Genomic DNA, 17,196 nt, shown 5'->3' with positions numbered 1-17,196 from the left:
CAACACCGCTACGACGGCGTCTTCGCCGCCGCCGCATCGGCCGCCGTTTCTCCGGGCACCTCGCTCACATCCGCCTCGAACAGCTGCATCAGATCCGCGCGCGCATCGCGCGAGGTCTGCACCACCGCCGCTTCGTCGTCGTAGACCAGGTGCTGCGCGCGCAACAGCTGCTCGTCGTGCTGGCGGAAGCGGGCGATGCGGTCGCGCGCGGTCTCCGCGCTCAGGCCCAGGTTCACCAGCACCTTTTCGCTCAGCTCCAGGCTGGAGGCGAATACCTCGCGGAACGGTTCGGCGCCCAAGTCCATCAGCCGCCAGGCGTGCTGGCGGTTGCGCGCGCGCGACAGCACCTGCGCCTTCGGATACAGGCGGCGGATCAGCCGCGTGGTCTTGATGTTGGTCTCCGGGTCGTCCATCGCCACCACGAAAATGCCGATGCTGTCGCTGCCGGCCGCGCGCAACAGGTCCGGGCGGCTGGGGTCGCCGTAGTAGATCTTGTTGCCGAAGCGGCGCAGGTCTTCCACTGTGTCCGGGTTGTGCTCCAGCGCCACGAACGGGATGCGCTGCGCGGTCAGCAGGCGCGCCACGATCTGGCCGAAACGGCCCATGCCGGCGATCAGCACCTGCGCGCGCTGCTCGTCCACGGTGTCGTAGTGGGCGGCCGGCGGCGGCGTGCGTTTGGCTTTGGCCGCCTCGCCGCTGTCGAGCAGGCGCTGGATGCCGATCAGCAGCAGCGGGGTCAGCGCCATCGACACGCCGACCACCGCGACCAGGCGGTCGTGGTTGGCGTCGTCCAGCAACTGCACGCGCTGCGCTTCGGTGAACACCACGAACGCGAATTCGCCGCCCAGCCACAACAGGCTGCCCAGCAACAAGGCGCTGCGCAGCGGCAACCGCGCCACCCGGCCGATGCCGACCAGCAGGCTGAACTTGACCAGCAGCAGCGTGGCCACGCCGCCGGCGATCAGCCATGGCTCGGCGACGATGCGGTCAAGATCGATGCCCATGCCCACGGCGATGAAGAACACGCCCAGCAGCAGGCCCTGGAACGGCTCGATCTGCGCCTCCAGCTCGTGCCGGAATTCCGAGTCGGCCAGCAGCACGCCGGCCAGGAACGCGCCCAGGCTCGGACTCAGCCCGGCCTTCTGCAGGAACCACGCATTGCCCAGCACCACCAGCAGCGCGCTGGCGGTGAACACCTCGGGCATGCGCGTGCGCGCCACGATGCGGAACAGGTAGCGCAGTGCGAAGCGCCCGCATAGCACCACCACCGTCAGCGCGCCCAGCGCCTGCGCCACCTCGGTCCAGGTCAGGGTGTCGTTCTTGGCCCCGCCGAGCAGCGGGATCGCGGCCAGCAGCGGGATCGCGATCAGGTCCTGGAACAGCAAAATCGCGAAACCGAGCCGGCCGTAGTCGCTGTTGAGCGCCTTGCGCTCGGCCAGCAACTGCAGGCCCACCGCGGTGGACGACAGCGCCAGCGCCAGGCCCACCACCAGCGCGCTCTTCCAGTTCAGGTCCAGGCACAGCAGCAGCACGCCCAGCGGCAGTGCGGTCAGCACCACCTGCGCGGTACCGGCGCCGAACACCGCGCGTCGCATCAGTTTCAGCCGCGCCGGCGACAGTTCCAGGCCGATCAGGAACAGCAGCATCACCACGCCGATCTCGGCGGCGTTGAGGATGCGCTCGGTGTCCTGCACGAAGCCCAGCCCGTCCGGACCCAGCACCACGCCGGCGGCGAGATAGGCCAGTACCGCACCCAGGCCCAGGCGCTTGAATACCGGCACCGCGATCACCGCGGCCAGCAGCAAGACCAGCGCCAGCTCCAGGCCGCCGCTATGCATGAGTCGTCTCCATCGCGCCATTATGCGGCCGCCACACGACCGTCCGCTTACCCGGATTGGGGGAAGCCGCAGGCGGATGCCGACCTTCGGCATCGGCGGGATACCGGGTGGGGCGCTGGAGGGCCGCCTTAACGGCTTCGGGCCACCGGCGCCGACAAGATGAGAAGCGACAAGCGTCCCCGCTTCGTTCGTCGCGACTTGAAGTCGCTCCCACAGGAACTCGCGGCCAGCGTCCAAATGCATTGTAGGAGGGGTTTCAGCCCCGACAGAATACCGAACCTGCCAGCTGCACCGCTTCGTTCGTCGCGGTTGAAACCGCTCCTGCAGGGACTTCGCAACTGGCCGGAGGTGCACTGTGGGAGGGACTTCAGTCCCGACGCAGGGACGCCGGAACCCACCGCCTTTCCCGCATCGCCCGAAGCCGCGACCCGGCAGGCCGCGACGCATCCGCATTCCCCGATCATCCCCACGCCAGCATCACCCGTGTACCGTTGGCGCACCGCTTGCCCGCCCGCGCCCGCCATGAGCACCTACCATCTGCAGTCCGTGTTCCGCCCCGCCTCGGTCGCCATCGTCGGCGGCAGTCCGCGCGAGCGCTCGGCCGGGCGCGCGGTGGTGCGCAACCTGCGCGCCGCCGGCTTTCCCGGGCAGATCGGCTGGGTCAGCCCGCGCTACCGCGAGATCGACGGCGTGCCCACCGTGCGCGGACTCACCGATCTGCCGTGGGTGCCGGACCTGGTGGTCATCACCGCACCGGCGCGGATCGTGCCGCGCATCGTCGCCATCGCCGCGCGGCGCGGCGTCGCCGCGGCGATCATCCTCACCGCCGGCCTGGGCGAAGGCCCCGGCTCGGCTGCGGCGCGGGTCGAGGCGGCCGCGCGCGCCAAGGGCCTGCGCATCCTCGGCCCGCATTGCCTGGGCGTGATCGCCCCGCACGCCAAGCTCAACGCCAGCATCGCCGCGCACTGCCCGCAGCCGGGCGACCTGGCGCTGATCTCCGAATCCAGCGCCATCGCCGCCGCCCTGGTGGAGTGGGGCGTGGCGCGCTCGGTCGGCTTCTCCGCGGTGGTGTCGCTGGGCGATGCGCTGGACGTGGACTTCGGCGACCTGCTCGACTACTTCGCCACCGACTACCGTACCCGCGCGATCCTGCTGTACGTCGAACACATCCACGACGCACGCAAGTTCATGTCCGCCGCGCGCGCCGCGGCGCGCGCTAAACCCGTGGTGGTGGTGAAATCCGGGCGCCTGCTGCGCATCGATCCCAATGCCGACACCCACGTGCAGGCGCTGGCCAGTTCCGACGCGGTCTACGGCGCGGCCTTCGCCCGCGCCGGCCTGCTGCGCGTGCGCGCGCTGGACGAGCTGTTCGCCGCGGCCGAGACCCTGGGCCGGCTCAGCACCTTCCCCGGCCGCCGCCTGGCCATCCTCAGCAACGGCGGCGGCGTCGGCCGCCTGGCGGTGGACAAGCTCGCCGACCTCGGCGGCACCCTGGCCGCGCTGTCGCCGCAGACCCTGCAACGCCTGGAGCAGGCGCTGCCGCAGGAGTGGTCGCACGCCAACCCGGTGGACATCGTGGTCGACGCCGACGGCGAGCGCTATGCCGCCGCCGCCGAAGCGCTGCTGGCCGATCCGGAGAACGACGCGGTGCTGGTGGTCAACGTGCCGACCGCCTTCACCTCCTCGGCCGACGCGGCGCAGGCGCTGACCCGCACCCTCGGCCTGCGCCCGCGCCACCACCGCGACAAGCCGGTGTTCGCGGTGTGGCTGGGCAACGACGAAAGCGCCACCGCCACGCTCAACGCCGCGCACATCCCCACCTACGCCACCGAGGCCGACGCGGTGCGCGGCTTCATGCACCTGGTGCGCTACCGCGAAGCGCAGGCGGCGCTGATGGAGACCCCGCCCAGCCTGCCCGAGGATTTCGTGTTCGACGCGGCCACCGCGCGCGGCATCGTCGACGCCGCGCTGGCCGCCGGGCAGACCTGGCTGGATCCGCTGGCCACCACCCGCCTGCTCGCCGCCTACGGCATTCCCACCGCGCCGGTGGTGCACGCCGCCAGCGCCGCCGAGGCTGCGTTGGCAGCGGCACCGATGCTGGCCGAAGGGCTGGCGGTGGCGGTGAAGATCCATTCGGCCGACATCCCGCACAAGTCCGACGTGGACGGCGTGCGTTTGAACCTGGTCAGCGCGCAGGCGGTGCAGGACGCCGCCGAAGGCATCCTCGCCCGCGCGCGCGCCGCGCGTCCGGATGCGCGCATCGACGGCGTGCTGGTGCAGCCCACGCTGCTGCGGCCGAAGGCGCGCGAACTGATCGCCGGCATCGCCGACGACCCCACCTTCGGCCCGGTGATCGTGTTCGGCCGCGGCGGCACCGCGGTGGAAGTGATCGACGACAAGGCGCTGGCGCTGCCGCCGCTGGACCTGCGCCTGGCCCACGAACTGATCGGCCGCACCCGCGTCAGTCGCATCCTCAAGGCCTACCGCGACGTGCCCGCGGCCGACGAGCGCGCGGTGGCGATGGTGCTGGTCAAGCTGGCGCAGCTGGCGGCCGACCTGCCGGAGATCCGCGAGTTGGACATCAACCCGCTGCTGGCCGACCGCGACGGCGTGATCGCGGTGGACGCCCGCGTGGCGGTGGCGCCGTCGCGGCGCCTGCACAAGGGCCGCGGCCACCCGCGTTTCGCGATCTTCCCGTATCCGAAGGAATGGGAGCGGCGCATCGTGCTCAACGACGGCGCCGCCGCGTTCGTGCGCCCGGTGCGCCCGGAAGACGACGCGCTGTTCCGCAGCTTCTTCGCCCGCGTCACCGACGAGGACCTGCGCCTGCGCTTCTTCCAGGCGGTGAAGCACTTCAGCCACGAATTCATCGCCCGCCTGACCCAGCTCGACTACGCCCGCTCGATCGCCCTGGTGGCGATCGAACCCAAGACCGGCGACATGCTCGGCGCGGTGCGCCTGCACGCCGACGCCGACTACGACCGCGGCGAATACGGCATCCTGATCCGCTCCGACCTCAAGGGCCACGGCATTGGCTGGCAGCTGATGCGGATCATGATCGAATACGCCGGCTGGCTCGGCCTCAACGTCGTCGAAGGCCAGGTGCTGCGCGAGAACCGCACCATGCTGGCGATGTGCGAACACCTGGGTTTCAAGGCCACGCCGGACCCGGAGGACGCGACGTTGATGGATGTGGTGTTGCCGGTGGGGAAGGGATGAGGTCTGGGTAAAAACCTGCTCCGACGATGGTTCGGAAGACTGAGCGGATCGTGTCTAGGCGTGACGGAGGTAGCCGATCGCGCCGCATGCTCCACGCCGACGTCTGCGCATGCGTCGGCCTTGAACGCGCAACAAAACCCGATTGGCGAGGACGTACTCGACCTGCACATCGCTATCGTCGGCAGCGCATCCTCGTTCGAAGCAGCGTGGTCGGGATTTACGCAGGAAGATGCGCACGAGACGTTCTGCGATCAGTTCGCGCGGCGAGTGGCCGAGCGTTATCTGGGCGGAGAGTTGTCGTACGAGGTTGCCGACCGCGCGATGAATGGGCTATATGCGTACTGTTACCATCTGGATTCCGATAGGGGCATGTCCGGTTACGCATGGGCCGTGTTCGATGCCTTCGAAGCGGGCGAGTACGTGCATGAGGGGGATGGCCCGGAAGCGTCCCCCGATGAAAAGTACGTTGTGCCGCTCTTGCGGAAGCTGTGCGTGTAATGACTTTCAGCCCGATGCCGCTTCGCGGCGCGGCTCAATCCAGGGATAGGGAATGACTGAATGAAGCTGTACGTTCCACTTATCGCATCTGCGCTCGCGTACGTCGTGGCGTTGTTCCTGCCGGCGTTGTACGGCGGTGGATCGCATGTCATTGGGTTTGTCCTGCTCGTGCTGGGCTGGGTACAAAGCCATCACGGCGAGTGCTACGCCTGGTTCGCCAATCCGGTCTTCTTAGCCGGGTTTTTCGCGTTCGCGTTGCGCAGGTTCAAGGTGGCCCTGTGCTGTGCGGCATTGGCTTGCCTGATCGGCCTGGACACCTTCCGCGCCACGGTGTTCTCGCTCAACGAGGCCGGCAACGACGTTGCGATCGAGCATGTGGGTGCTGCGTTCTACGTATGGGAGCTGAGCTTCGTCGTCCTGTTGCTCGCCTGCATACGGATGCTGTCGACTGCAGCACCGACGCCGCGCGCGGATCGCGGGTAATCCGGACGTTGCGGCGTGCTTCGACCGGCGCCAGACGCAGTGGTGCCGCAAGGTCGGCGCTGCCGCGGCACCGCGTTCGGTGCCGAAACCCGCAGGTCGTGGCTGCGGCTGCGCGATATGGCCAACACACGCCAGCGCGACGCGCGATAATCGGCGCTTCCATCGCCACCTGTGCGTCGATCGCGGGGTGTCGTTTTTCACGTGTGCATTTCATTGAGGACAATCGATGCGGGCAGTGATTGCTGCGGTTTTTCTTTCTATGCTGGCCTTGTGCGGGTGTGCCCGATCCGTCGCGCCCGAGCAACTGGGCGAGACCTGCGAACGCCGCCTCGGGGCAAGGACAGGACTCACTTCCACGCAGGCAGGCCGGTTCTGTACCTGCTTCTTGCAGGCATCACTGAAGAAGGTGCCGGCCGAGACCCTTGCCAGGGAGTTCGAGACCGGAAGCAGCGAGATGTTCAAGAGCACGCTGCGCGGCGAGTTCGAGCAGTGCAAGTCGGCGCTGGCGCGATAGCGCCGCCCCTGTCGCGGCTGATTGCCCGTGCCGCAGGCCGGAGGTCAGGCTGCACCTCCCAGCGCGCGTGGACGAGCCGCGCGGGATGACGTTTTGGCTGATGGCAGGCGCGTTCCTTCCGCTGTCCACGCTGGCGGGGCTGCGCATCGTCCGCATGCTGAAGCCGCCGAGGCATCGGCCGCTGCTTTTCATGGTCTGCGGTGCCCTCCTGCTCGCCTTCGGTGCATTGACCTGCCTGGCGCTGCGTTCGGACCTGCAGTCCGGCGAAGTCCATTCACCAGCCGGGCATTGGGTGCCGTCCACGCCGTCGCCGCGCAGGCGCCGGTGCAGTACTGGGTGCTGGTGCTCACGCTGTACGCGCTTTCGGTGCTGATCGCGGGATGGGGCGTCGCCGCGTTCGCGCTATGCGTGCGCGGAGCGCCTGCCGACACCACGCGCTCGATCAGGTAGAAACGATCGCGCCGCACTCGACAATGCAGCCAGGCCTCTGGCCTCGGATGCATGCGCGAAGCCATCCTGCTAGGTGCCGCATGCCGGGCGCAGCGGCGCGCTCCACCCGGCATGACGTTCCGTTGCCGGCTATTCCAGCTCTTGGTTGTCCACGCCACGTTCGACCGGGTAGACCGTGGCCGGCGGGGTGGTGGAGCGCATCAGTTTCAGCGGTAACGCGCTCTGCTGGCAGAGATTGCCGCCGCTGACGAACACGCCGTCCTGGGTGCACTTCCAGTCGTAGAAGTTGGCGATGCCGCCGGCCAGCTGCAGGCTGAAGTCGGTGCTCTGGGCCGCGGCGTCGAACGGCGTGCCGGCCGCGTTGTTCTGGAACCAGCGCATCCATTCCTTGGAGCCGATCGGCGGGATCTTGCTGGCCGCCTGGAAGGTCGGGTTCATCGGCGAGAGTTGCGGCGATTCGGCGGTCATATGGCAGCTCAGGCAGGAGCTGATCGGGTTGTCGACCGGACCGTTGAGGCGGCCGTTCCAGCCCAGGTGGGTCGCCGGCAGTTCGGGCCTGGCGTTGATCGCCGACTGCAGGATGCTGGGATTGATCCGGGTCTGGGTCGGCTGCTTGTTGGTGTAGTCGTTGCCGGTATTCTGCGGGTCGTTACCCCACATCACCCCGACCGGTACCAGGTTCTGCCAGCCGGGCTTGCCGCTGACCGCGCCGTTGTACTGGAAGGTGCCGAAGATCCAGCCGCTGCCGGGAACGCGGCTGTCGCGCACGGCGAAGTCCATCTGGATCAGCGCCACCTGCTTGAGCGTTCTGTCCGCCGAACTGAAGCTGTTGGTGACGTACGCCGTCCACAGCACCGGGTTCTGCAGGAACGGCACCTGGCTTCTGTCCACGTCGGCGAACAGCGCCTTGCACACCACGGTGCCGTCGCGGAAGCTGTTGGGCTTGGAGGTGAAACTGGGATCGGGATTCTGCGGATCCTTCCACACCTGGCCGAAGGTATAGCCGCCGATGTCGTTGTAGATGCCCACCGCGAAGGTCTGCCCGGTAGTGAGCTGGGTCGGCGCCAACTGCTTTACCTGGATCTGCGCTTCCTTGGTGAGGCCATGCACGCCTTCGCGGCCGAGCGGTCCGTAGTGCTGCCACGGCGCGTGGTACCAACGCCGGACCTTGTTGTTCTGCACGTACCAGTCGCTTTCCACGTTGCCTTCCAGGCAATAGGTCTTCACAGCGTCCACGTAGCCGCGCCAGGTCTCGAAGTTGTTGCTCAGCGGCTTGGGCAACTTCTGGAAGAACGCTGGCGGCGGTCCGCTGGGCGCTTGCTGCGGAAAGTCCTGGCTGAGCTGGAACACTGGTCCCTTGTAGCTCTGTGGCGGCGCGTAGCCGAAGTCCGGAAACTTGCCGGCGGTCGCGGTGCCGCTGGCGAGCGCCAGCGCGACGGCGGCGGCGATGATGCGCAGATGAGGCAGGTGCATGGTGTACTCCCTGGTGTGTGCGTCGGTCCAACGCGGACGTGGCCTGCGTGCATTAGGTGTCCGGACTCTCCCCGGCCCCGGACCGGCCACACGACCGCGCCGACGGCACGGTCGAGAATGCACAGCCCGTTGCGCGAGGACGTGCCTTGCGCCGGGCGCACCGGCCCGCGCTGCGGGCATGCACGCCCGCAACCGCGGCGACGGCTGTGTCGAGATAGAGTTGTTCGGGAACCGCACACCGCCGCGGCGCGTGCGCGCCTGGCCGCGAAGATGGCAGCGCCCTGCGACGCTGCGCTTACGGGATCGAAGAAGAAATATCCATGTCGCGCTCCTGACCGGCGGGTGAAGGCAACTGCTGTGTGATCGTCCCAGGTGCATCGAGCGCAGGGGGAACACGCCGGCATGGCAGGCAGCATCGGGGGACGAATGCTGCGGGGCGGGCGGTGACGCTGCCGCGCGGGTGCCAGGTGACGCGTCATGCGCTGCGTGCGCGGCTATCGCGCGATCCGCAGCGTTGCTCGACGCTTTCGACTCTAGCCGATCGCCCCGGCACAAGTAGTAGACAGTTGCGCTGCCGCGCAGGCGCTGGGATGCGTACCGCAACCGAGGTCGGGAATGCGCTCGGGCATGGCTGCAGGTCGGGAGGTCGTTCGTCTGCCCCGCCAGCGCGGCTCGGTCTCGGCCAATACCCATCGCTGCACTTGGAAGAAGTGGCAAAGCGGTTCGCCGGCGTCGAAGCGCACGCGACCAGGACGGTGAGCTGCCAGTTCAGTGTGAATGCGAACCCGCCCGGGCAGTGCCGGGCCGGCCTGCATGCATCGGTCGCGGTCCCCGGCAGCGGCGGTCGCATTACCCTGGCAGAATCGGGGTGCGCCACTGTCGGCGCCGCGCGAGGGGGCGCCGCATGTCTGTTGCCGAGCGGCCGCCAATGTCCGTGCCGGGACGCGCCAGGGAAGTGCTGGGCGTGTTCCTGCGCCTGGGGCTGACCAGTTTCGGCGGCCCGCTCGCGCACCTGGGCTATTTCCGCGAGGAATTCGTGCGCCGCCGCGGCTGGCTGGACGAGTCCGGCTTCGCGCAGTTGCTGTCGCTGTGCCAGGTGCTGCCCGGCCCAACCAGCAGCCAGCTCGGCGTCGCGATCGGCTGGCAGCGCGCAGGCTGGCGCGGGGCGTTGGCGGCGTTCGTGGGCTTCACCCTGCCGTCGGCGCTGCTGATGTTCGCGTTGGCGCTGTCCGCGCCGCGCTGGCTGCTGCATCCGCTCGGCGCGCAATTGCTGCACGGGCTCAAGCTGGTCGCGGTGGTGGTGGTCGCGCATGGCGTATACGCGATGGCGCGCACGCTGACGCCGGACCTGCGGCGGGTACTGTTGGCGGTGGCGGTGGCGGTGGCGGCCGCGGCGCTGGTGCTTGCGCTCGATCGCGCCTGGGGCCAGCCGCTGGCGATCGGGCTGGGAGCGCTGGCCGGGATCGTCTGGTGCCGGCCGCCGCCGGTGCCGATGACGGCGGCCGCGCCGCGGCGCTGGCGCCGCGATGTGGGACTGTGCTGTGCGCTGGCGTTCGGCGGATTGCTGCTGGCGGCGCTGTGGGTCTCTTCAAGCAACGCCGCGATACCGGCGCCGGCGCCGCTCGCTGCGGCGTTCTACCGCGCCGGGGCGCTGGTGTTCGGTGGAGGCCACGTGGTGCTGCCGTTGCTGCAGCGCGAACTGGTCGCCAGCGGGTGGATGTCCGCGGACACCTTCCTTGCCGGCTACGGCGCGGCACAGGCGATGCCGGGTCCGATGTTCGCGCTGGCCGCCTACCTGGGGGCCAGCGCCGGAAGCGGCATCGCGCCGGGTGCGGCGGCAATGCTGGCGCTGGCGGCGTTGTTCGCGCCGGGCCTGCTGGTCTTGGGCGCGGCGTTGCCGCTGTGGCAGGTGCTGGCCGGGCGCCGGCCGGTGGCGCGGGCGCTGGCCGGCATCAACGCCGCGGTCGTCGGCGTGCTGGCCGCGGCGTTGTACGACCCGCTGTGGCGTGACGGCATCCGCAGCCCGCCGGATCTGCTGGTGGTGGCACTGGGCTTGATCCTGATGGCACGCCTGCAGCGCCCGGCGCTGTGGGTCGTGGCATGGTGTGCGGTGTCGGCGCTCGGCTTCGGCGCGTTGGGGCGCTAGGCGCCGCCGCCGATGGCCGCAATCGGGCATCGTTTGCGTTGTTGTCGGCGGTAAGCGGGAATGCGATTTCTCTTTGGGGAAAGGGGCCATGCGTACGCACGGAACGTTGATCAAGTGGGACGATGAGCGGGGCTTCGGCTTCGTGCGCTCGGCGCATGGCGATGCCGAGATAGTCGTGCACATCGCGGCGTTCCCGCACGACGGCGTGCGTCCGCGGCTCGGCGAGTTGATTTCGTTCGATCTGGAAAAGGACGCGGAAGGACGGCCACGCGCGGTGCGGGTGATGCGCCCCGGCCGCGCACCGACCACGCCGGCGCGCCGCGCCGCGGCTGACGCACGTTCCGGCAGCGCGTTCGGCCGCGTGCTTGCCGTGCTGTTGGTGATCGGCATCGGCGCCTATGCGTATTCGCTGCTCGCACCGCGCTTCGCTGGCACGTCGACGCCGACGCCGAGTGCAGCCACCGCACCCACTTCCAGTGCACCGGCCACGGTGCCAGCCGCGGCGGCGGCATCCGGGCAGCACTTCCAATGCGACGGACGCACCCACTGCGCACAGATGACTTCGTGCGAGGAGGCGACCTATTTCCTGCGCAATTGCCCCGGCGTGCAGATGGATGGCAACCACGACGGCGTGCCGTGCGAACGGCAGTGGTGCCATTAGGACTTGCGCTTCACTCACTCAAGCGATATCCCTTTGCAACGCGGCTCGAACCAGGTGTCAGACCATCGTGCGGTATCTTCCAGCTATCGATATCCCCGCCACACTTCATCGGGAAGTGTCCGTTGAGCAATTCCTTGGCCGTAGTCCCGAACATGGGGAGTGCGTGCGCCATGTCGAGTTGCGTCCCGCGAAAGGGGCGATAGAGGTCTGGGTCCATGACGTCGAAGATATCGGCAACCAGGACCGCCTAGACCTATATGACTTCCCATATCTGGAGCCGGACGGTCCTGATGCGCCGGTAGCGTCATTCGCTGATCCACAAGATGCACTTGCCTATGCGAGTACATCACTGGCAACCGATCCAGCCCACTGGGTGAATCAGGGCATTGCTCAGTCGGAATACCTTGATTACATCCGAGCAGGCCGTCCAGACAAATGGCCGGAGGCCGGACGCCAGTTGAAGAGCCTCTAAAACCGATGCGGCTCCGCGGGCTGGCTTCGATAGGGGAATCTCTGAGCTGCTGCATACACGCAGTCAGCCACGCACAAGATAAACCGCCCTCGGCGATGCATTGACGCCAACTCAGCTGTCGTCATCACGGGTGAACGGCGCCAACCGCAGCTTGACCCGATGCTCGACCCCGGCCGGGCACTGCCCCGGCGCCGGTCCGCGGAAATAGCTGCGCTGCCAGCCTTCGCGCTTGGCCTCTGGATCGTCTTGCTCCAGGTCGTGCAGGAACTGGCCGCGGCTGCGCATCCAGGCCTGGTAATCGCGCTCCAGTTCCGGGGTCTGCGACAGCGGTTGCCAGCGCGGTTCGGTCTCGACGAGCACCCGCCGTTGCACCGGGAAGAAGTGGCAGAACGGTTCGCCCGCGTCGAAGCGCACGCGTCCGGGGCGGGTGAACTGCCAGTTCATGGTGAAGGTGTAGGGACTCCAGTCGGTCTCGATCAATCCGGTCAGCCCGGCAATGCCGTCCTTGGGCCGGTTGACCGGCGCGGTCACGTACAGGTCCATGCCCGGTTCGGTGCGGAACAGGCAAGGCACGTCGAAGGTAAGCACGCCGTAGCCGAAATGGCTGACCGCCGGCGCGTGGCTGCCGGCATCGGGGTGGATGCGGATGGCGTCGAGCGCGTTGCCGCCGCTCCATTCGGCCTCGAACCCGCTTTGGCACAGCAGCTCCCAGCCGTGCGCGTTGGCGATGTCCAGCGGCAGGCAGCGGTAGGCGTAGCGCTGGTCGGTGCGGTCCATCCACGGCCGCTCGCGCGGCGCCGGGCGCACGTCTAGAGTGTGGCCATCGAGAACGTGGGCGGTGAGTTTCATGGCGGCGGGCTTGGCGGAGGGTGTGCGCCGAGTGTGACGCGTCGGCGCACGCCTGGTGACCGCGCGCGGCGGCCGCATTGCGCTCGCTGCGGTTGGCCGTGGCTGGTCGCGGTCGTACGCATCGCAGTGCGATCGTGCGCGGTCGATGGCGCAAAGCAGGCGGTGCCTGCTTTGCCAGGCGTGCGCGCTGCCGGCGCGCCGACCCGCGCTCAGTCCGCCTCGAACTCCAGCAGCGCCACGCCGTCGCCGACCAGTTCGCCCTCGCGCACGCGGTAGCCATGCACCACGCCATCGGCGGGGGCCTGCAGGGTGTGCTCCATCTTCATCGCCTCCAGCACCAGCAACGGTGTGCCGCGCGCCACGCGGGTGCCAGGCGCGACCAGCAGCGCGACGACGCGGCCGGGCATCGGCGCGGTCAGCCCGCCGGCATCGGCGATCGGCTGGTCGGCCTCGGCGACCGGGTCGTGCAGGTCGAACAGGTGCGCCTGGCCGGCGACGAACAGATGCAGGCGGCTGCCGGCGAACACCGCGTCGGCGTGCACGCGCTGCACGTCGAGCTGCGCCTGCAGGCGTTGCTCCTGCAGGCTGCCGGTGGCGAGCAGCACGGCATCGGTGGCGCTATCGTGGATGCGCCAGCCCGCGTCGGTCGCCACCGCGCGCAGCGTGCGGCGCGTCTCGCCGTGCTGCAGGATCAGGTTGCGCGGCGCCGGTTCGCCCAGGCGCCAGCCGTCGCGCAGGTCCCAGGGCGAATGCGGGTCGCCGGGTTGCGCGGCGTCGGCGCGGTCGTGCAGCAGCCAGGCCAGCGCGGCCAGCGTCCAGGTCGGCTCGGCAGTGGCCGGCGCAGTCTCGAACAGCGCCGTATGTTCGCGCTCGATCAGTGCGGTATCCAGATCGGCCTGTGCGAACGCCGTGGTGCCGATCAAGCGTTGCAGGAAGGCGGCATTGGTGGCCACGCCGACCACCTGGCACGCCGCCAGCGCCGCCTGCATGCGCCGCAGCGCGCGTTCGCGGGTCTCGTCCCAGACGATCAGCTTGGCGATCATCGGATCGTAGTGCGTACTGATGACGTCGCCCTGTTCGACGCCGGCATCGACGCGGGTGTGCGCGTCCGCCGCCGGCAGGCGCAGATGCTGCAGCGTGCCGGTCGAAGGCAGGAAGCCGCGCGCCGGATCCTCGGCGTACAGCCGCGCCTCCAGCGCATGGCCGCGGATCGCCAGTTCGTGCTGGCGTCTGGGCAGCGGCTGGCCGGCGGCCACGCGCAGCTGCCACTCGACCAGGTCGGTGCCGGTGATGCATTCGGTGACCGGGTGTTCCACCTGCAGCCGCGTGTTCATTTCCATGAAGTAGAACCCGCCGTCGGGCGCGACGATGAACTCCACCGTGCCGGCGCCGACATAGCCGACCGCGCGCGCGGCTTCCACCGCGGCTTGGCCCATCGCGGCGCGGCGTTCGCCGCTCATGCCCGGCGCCGGCGCTTCCTCCAGCACCTTCTGGTGGCGGCGCTGCACCGAGCAATCGCGTTCGAACAGGTAGGCCAGTTCGCCATGCGTATCGCCGAACACCTGGATCTCGATATGCCGCGGGCGCAGCACGTATTTCTCCACCAGCACGTGGGCGTTGCCGAACGCGGCCTGCGCTTCGCGCTGGCAGGCGGCCAGGGCGGCGACGAAGTCCTCGCTGCGATCGACCCGGCGCATGCCCTTGCCGCCACCGCCGGCGCTGGCCTTGATCAGCACCGGATAGCCGATGGCGTCGGCCTGTTCGCGCAGGAACTCCGGCTCCTGGCGTTCGCCGTGGTAGCCCGGGGTCAGCGGCACGCCGGCGGCGTGCATCAGCGCCTTGGCCGCGCTCTTGTCGCCCATGGCTCGGATCGCCGCCGGCGGCGGGCCGATGAACACGATGCCGCGCGCGGCGCAGGCTTCGGCGAAGTCGGCGTTCTCGGACAGGAATCCGTAGCCTGGGTGGATCGCCTGGGCGCCGCTGGCCTGGGCGGCGTCGAGGATGCGTTCGCTGCGCAGGTAGCTGTCGCGCGCGGGTGCGGCGCCGATGTGGATCGCTTCGTCGGCCAGGCGCACGTGGCGGGCGCCGCGGTCGGCATCGGAATAGACGGCGACGCTGGCGATGCCGAGTTTGCGGCAGGTGGCGATCACGCGGCAGGCGATCTCGCCGCGATTGGCGATCAGGATCTTGTCGAACATCGGCAGGTCGGGCGTGGCCATGGTCAGTTGCCTGGAGAAGGGGTGTCGTGTCTTGCAGTTGCAGTTGCTTGGGCTGTTGCTGTTGCCATTGCTTTTGACTTACCGGGTTCCCTTCCGCAGCGGCGGCCATGGCGGGGAAAAACCCGAAGGGCGGCGCACAAGGATGTGCGCCGTTCGCGGTAGGGGCAGGATGCCCCTTCCGCGAATCCCCGGTATGGACGCGGACCCGGAGCGCGCAGCGCGGAGGGCGCGAGGCAGGGCGCGCTTTCTTTTGGTTACTTTTCTTTGCGCGAGCAAAGAAAAGTGACTCGCCGCAAGGCGAAAGCCTTTGCCCTTGCCTTGGTTCTGGCATTGAGGTTTTGAAGCTTTGGAGCAAGAGCAAGAGCTTCCGCTGGCGCGGGTCACTTTTCTTTGCTTGTGCAAAGAAAAGTAACCAAAAGAAAGCACACCCCGCAGCGCGCCCTCCGCGCTGCGCGCTCCGGGTCCGCAGCCCCAACGGGCATTTTTCGATGGCACATCCATGTGCCAACGAAAAACGTCGCGCATCCTGCGCGCCGCCCTTCGGGTTTTCGCCCGCCGGGCCTGCCGCGCTGAGGGGACCCGGTAGATCACAAGCAAAGCAAAGGCGACAGCGAGAGCAGAAGCAACGGCAACAGCAGAGGCAACAGCAGAGGCAACAGCAACAGCGGAGCTGTCGGCCACGGTCGGTGGGACGGCAGGCGACCGCCGCGCGTGCAAAGCAGGGCGATCGTGCCCGCTCACATCCGGAACACCCCGAACTTGGTCGGTTCCGCCGGCGCGTTCAACGCCGCCGACAGGCCCAGGCCCAGCACCCGCCGCGTCTGCGCCGGATCGATGATGCCGTCGTCCCATAGCCGCGCACTGGCGTAATACGGATGCCCCTGGCGCTCGAACTGCTCGCGGATCGGCGTCTTGAAGGCAACTTCGTCCTCGGCCGGCCAAGTGCCGCCCTTGGTCTCGATGCCGTCGCGGCGCACCGTCGCCAGCACGCTCGCCGCCTGCTCCCCGCCCATCACCCCGATCCGCGCGTTCGGCCACATCCACAGGAAATTCGGCGAATACGCGCGGCCGCACATGCCGTAGTTGCCGGCGCCGAACGAACCGCCGATCACCACCGTGAACTTGGGCACCTTCGCGCAGGCCACCGCCATCACCAGCTTGGCCCCGTCCTTGGCGATGCCGCCGTGCTCGTACTTGCGCCCGACCATGAAGCCGGTGATGTTCTGCAGGAACACCAGCGGGATGCCGCGCTGCGCGCACAGTTCGATGAAGTGCGCGCCCTTCAGCGCCGACTCGGAGAACAGGATGCCGTTGTTGGCGATGATGCCGACCGGATAGCCGTGCAGGTGCGCGAAACCGGTGACCAGGGTGGTGCCGTAGCGCGCCTTGAACTCGTCCAGGCGCGAACCGTCGACCACCCGCGCGATCACCTCGCGCACGTCGAACGGCTTGCGTGGGTCGGCCGGGATCACCCCGTACAGTTCCTCGGCCGGATACAGCGGCGGCTCCGGCGCGCGCAACGCCAGCGCCGGCTCGGGCTTGCGCCAGTTGAGCTGGGCCACGATCGCGCGCACCCGGGCCAGCGCCTGCAGGTCGTTGTCGGCGAAATGGTCGGCCACGCCTGAGATGCGCGTGTGCACGTCGGCGCCGCCCAGTTCCTCGGCGCTGACCTCCTCGCCGGTGGCCGCCTTCACCAGCGGCGGGCCGCCGAGGAAGATCGTGCCCTGCTCGCGCACGATCACCGTCTCGTCGCTCATCGCCGGCACGTAGGCGCCGCCGGCGGTGCACGAGCCCATCACGCAGGCGATCTGGGCGATGCCCTGCGCCGACAGGTTGGCCTGGTTGTAGAAGATCCGGCCGAAATGGTCGCGGTCCGGGAACACCTCGTCCTGCAGCGGCAGGAACGCGCCACCGGAATCGACCAGGTAGATGCATGGCAGCCGGTTCTGCTGCGCGATCTCCTGCGCGCGCAGATGCTTCTTCACCGTCATCGGGTAGTAGGTGCCGCCCTTGACCGTGGCGTCGTTGGCGACGATCACGCATTCCACGCCGGACACGCGGCCGATGCCGGCGACCACGCCGGCGCACGGCACCTCATCGGCATACAGGCCCAGCGCGGCGAGCGGGGCGATCTCCAGGAACGCGCTGCCCGGGTCGAGCAGCGCGTCGATGCGCTCGCGCGCCAGCAGCTTGCCGCGCGCCTGATGCTTGGCGCGCGCCGCGGCGCTGCCGCCCTGGGCGATGCGCGCCTGGGTCTGCTGCAGCTCGTCGACCACCGCGCGCAGCGCCGCGGCGTTGGCGGCGAAGGCGTCGTCGCCGGGTTGCAACTTGGTCTGGATCACGCTCATGGCAGGGCCATCGAAAAGGAGGAAAG

General features: G+C 68.9%; 11 protein-coding genes and 2 pseudogenes. 7 read left to right on the top strand and 6 right to left on the bottom strand.

Features of this window, described 5'->3' with window-relative positions; all coding sequences use genetic code 11:
- Window positions 1-8: 8 nt before the first annotated feature.
- A complete protein-coding gene (locus HEP73_RS21215) occupies window positions 9-1,838 on the bottom strand; it encodes a monovalent cation:proton antiporter-2 (CPA2) family protein (RefSeq protein WP_185821452.1) in 1,830 nt (609 codons plus the stop codon).
- 522 nt (window positions 1,839-2,360) lie between these two features.
- Between HEP73_RS21215 and HEP73_RS21210 the strand changes: the two genes are divergently transcribed.
- The 5 genes from HEP73_RS21210 (at window position 2,361) to HEP73_RS21190 (ending at window position 7,002) form a co-directional block, all read left to right on the top strand.
- The gene (locus HEP73_RS21210) at window positions 2,361-5,057 is read left to right on the top strand and encodes a bifunctional acetate--CoA ligase family protein/GNAT family N-acetyltransferase (RefSeq protein ID WP_185821451.1); all 2,697 of its coding nucleotides are present in this window, start codon (window positions 2,361-2,363) and stop codon (window positions 5,055-5,057) included.
- Window positions 5,058-5,177: 120 nt separating this feature from the next.
- The gene (locus HEP73_RS21205) at window positions 5,178-5,555 is read left to right on the top strand and encodes a hypothetical protein (RefSeq protein ID WP_185821450.1); all 378 of its coding nucleotides are present in this window, start codon (window positions 5,178-5,180) and stop codon (window positions 5,553-5,555) included.
- 60 nt (window positions 5,556-5,615) lie between these two features.
- Complete coding sequence (locus tag HEP73_RS21200) at window positions 5,616-6,038, top strand: hypothetical protein (protein WP_185821449.1); 423 nt, start codon at window positions 5,616-5,618, stop codon at window positions 6,036-6,038.
- 226 nt (window positions 6,039-6,264) lie between these two features.
- A complete protein-coding gene (locus HEP73_RS21195; protein WP_185821448.1) occupies window positions 6,265-6,552 on the top strand; it encodes a hypothetical protein in 288 nt (95 codons plus the stop codon).
- Between the two features lie 288 nt (window positions 6,553-6,840).
- Window positions 6,841-7,002 (top strand): hypothetical protein, encoded by a 162-nt coding sequence (locus HEP73_RS21190; protein ID WP_185821447.1) that lies wholly within the window; start codon window positions 6,841-6,843, stop codon window positions 7,000-7,002.
- A 129-nt stretch (window positions 7,003-7,131) separates the two neighbouring features.
- Here HEP73_RS21190 and HEP73_RS21185 read toward each other — a convergent pair whose 3' ends face one another.
- The gene (locus HEP73_RS21185) at window positions 7,132-8,475 is read right to left on the bottom strand and encodes a hypothetical protein (RefSeq protein ID WP_185821446.1); all 1,344 of its coding nucleotides are present in this window, start codon (window positions 8,473-8,475) and stop codon (window positions 7,132-7,134) included.
- Window positions 8,476-9,403: 928 nt separating this feature from the next.
- Between HEP73_RS21185 and chrA the strand changes: the two genes are divergently transcribed.
- Both chrA and HEP73_RS21175 read left to right on the top strand, forming a co-directional pair.
- Window positions 9,404-10,621, top strand: coding sequence for a chromate efflux transporter (gene chrA, locus HEP73_RS21180; RefSeq protein WP_185821445.1), 1,218 nt, complete (start codon window positions 9,404-9,406; stop codon window positions 10,619-10,621).
- Window positions 10,622-10,709: 88 nt separating this feature from the next.
- Complete coding sequence (locus HEP73_RS21175; RefSeq protein WP_185821444.1) at window positions 10,710-11,282, top strand: excalibur calcium-binding domain-containing protein; 573 nt, start codon at window positions 10,710-10,712, stop codon at window positions 11,280-11,282.
- A 583-nt stretch (window positions 11,283-11,865) separates the two neighbouring features.
- Here HEP73_RS21175 and HEP73_RS21170 read toward each other — a convergent pair.
- From HEP73_RS21170 to HEP73_RS21160, 4 genes and pseudogenes are all read right to left on the bottom strand, one after another.
- A complete protein-coding gene (locus tag HEP73_RS21170) occupies window positions 11,866-12,603 on the bottom strand; it encodes a DUF6065 family protein (protein ID WP_185821443.1) in 738 nt (245 codons plus the stop codon).
- Between the two features lie 209 nt (window positions 12,604-12,812).
- Window positions 12,813-13,079 (bottom strand): annotated as a pseudogene (locus HEP73_RS22865) (acetyl-CoA carboxylase biotin carboxyl carrier protein subunit); the annotation flags it as partial.
- A 45-nt stretch (window positions 13,080-13,124) separates the two neighbouring features.
- Window positions 13,125-14,801 (bottom strand): annotated as a pseudogene (locus tag HEP73_RS21165) (acetyl-CoA carboxylase biotin carboxylase subunit); the annotation flags it as partial.
- A gap of 758 nt (window positions 14,802-15,559) precedes the next feature.
- A complete protein-coding gene (locus HEP73_RS21160) occupies window positions 15,560-17,170 on the bottom strand; it encodes a carboxyl transferase domain-containing protein (protein ID WP_185821441.1) in 1,611 nt (536 codons plus the stop codon).
- Between the last annotated feature and the right edge of the window lie 26 nt (window positions 17,171-17,196).

Source organism: Xanthomonas sp. GW (genome assembly GCF_014236815.1).
Classification (GTDB): Bacteria; Pseudomonadota; Gammaproteobacteria; order Xanthomonadales; family Xanthomonadaceae; genus Xanthomonas_A.
The sequence above is the reverse complement of the archived record's forward strand: the minus strand, read 5'-3'. Positions and strand labels throughout refer to the sequence as shown.

Excerpts from the sequence above, each read along its gene's own strand:
- HEP73_RS21215 (WP_185821452.1), bottom strand. The coding sequence starts at position 1,838 with ATGCATAGCGGCGGCCTGGAGCTGGCGCTGGTCTTGCTGCTGGCCGCG.
- HEP73_RS21210 (WP_185821451.1), top strand. The coding sequence starts at position 2,361 with ATGAGCACCTACCATCTGCAGTCCGTGTTCCGCCCCGCCTCGGTCGCC.
- HEP73_RS21200 (WP_185821449.1), top strand. The coding sequence starts at position 5,616 with ATGAAGCTGTACGTTCCACTTATCGCATCTGCGCTCGCGTACGTCGTG.
- HEP73_RS21195 (WP_185821448.1), top strand. The coding sequence starts at position 6,265 with ATGCGGGCAGTGATTGCTGCGGTTTTTCTTTCTATGCTGGCCTTGTGC.
- HEP73_RS21185 (WP_185821446.1), bottom strand. The coding sequence starts at position 8,475 with ATGCACCTGCCTCATCTGCGCATCATCGCCGCCGCCGTCGCGCTGGCG.
- chrA (WP_185821445.1), top strand. The coding sequence starts at position 9,404 with ATGTCCGTGCCGGGACGCGCCAGGGAAGTGCTGGGCGTGTTCCTGCGC.
- HEP73_RS21175 (WP_185821444.1), top strand. The coding sequence starts at position 10,710 with ATGCGTACGCACGGAACGTTGATCAAGTGGGACGATGAGCGGGGCTTC.
- HEP73_RS21170 (WP_185821443.1), bottom strand. The coding sequence starts at position 12,603 with ATGAAACTCACCGCCCACGTTCTCGATGGCCACACTCTAGACGTGCGC.
- HEP73_RS21160 (WP_185821441.1), bottom strand. The coding sequence starts at position 17,170 with ATGAGCGTGATCCAGACCAAGTTGCAACCCGGCGACGACGCCTTCGCC.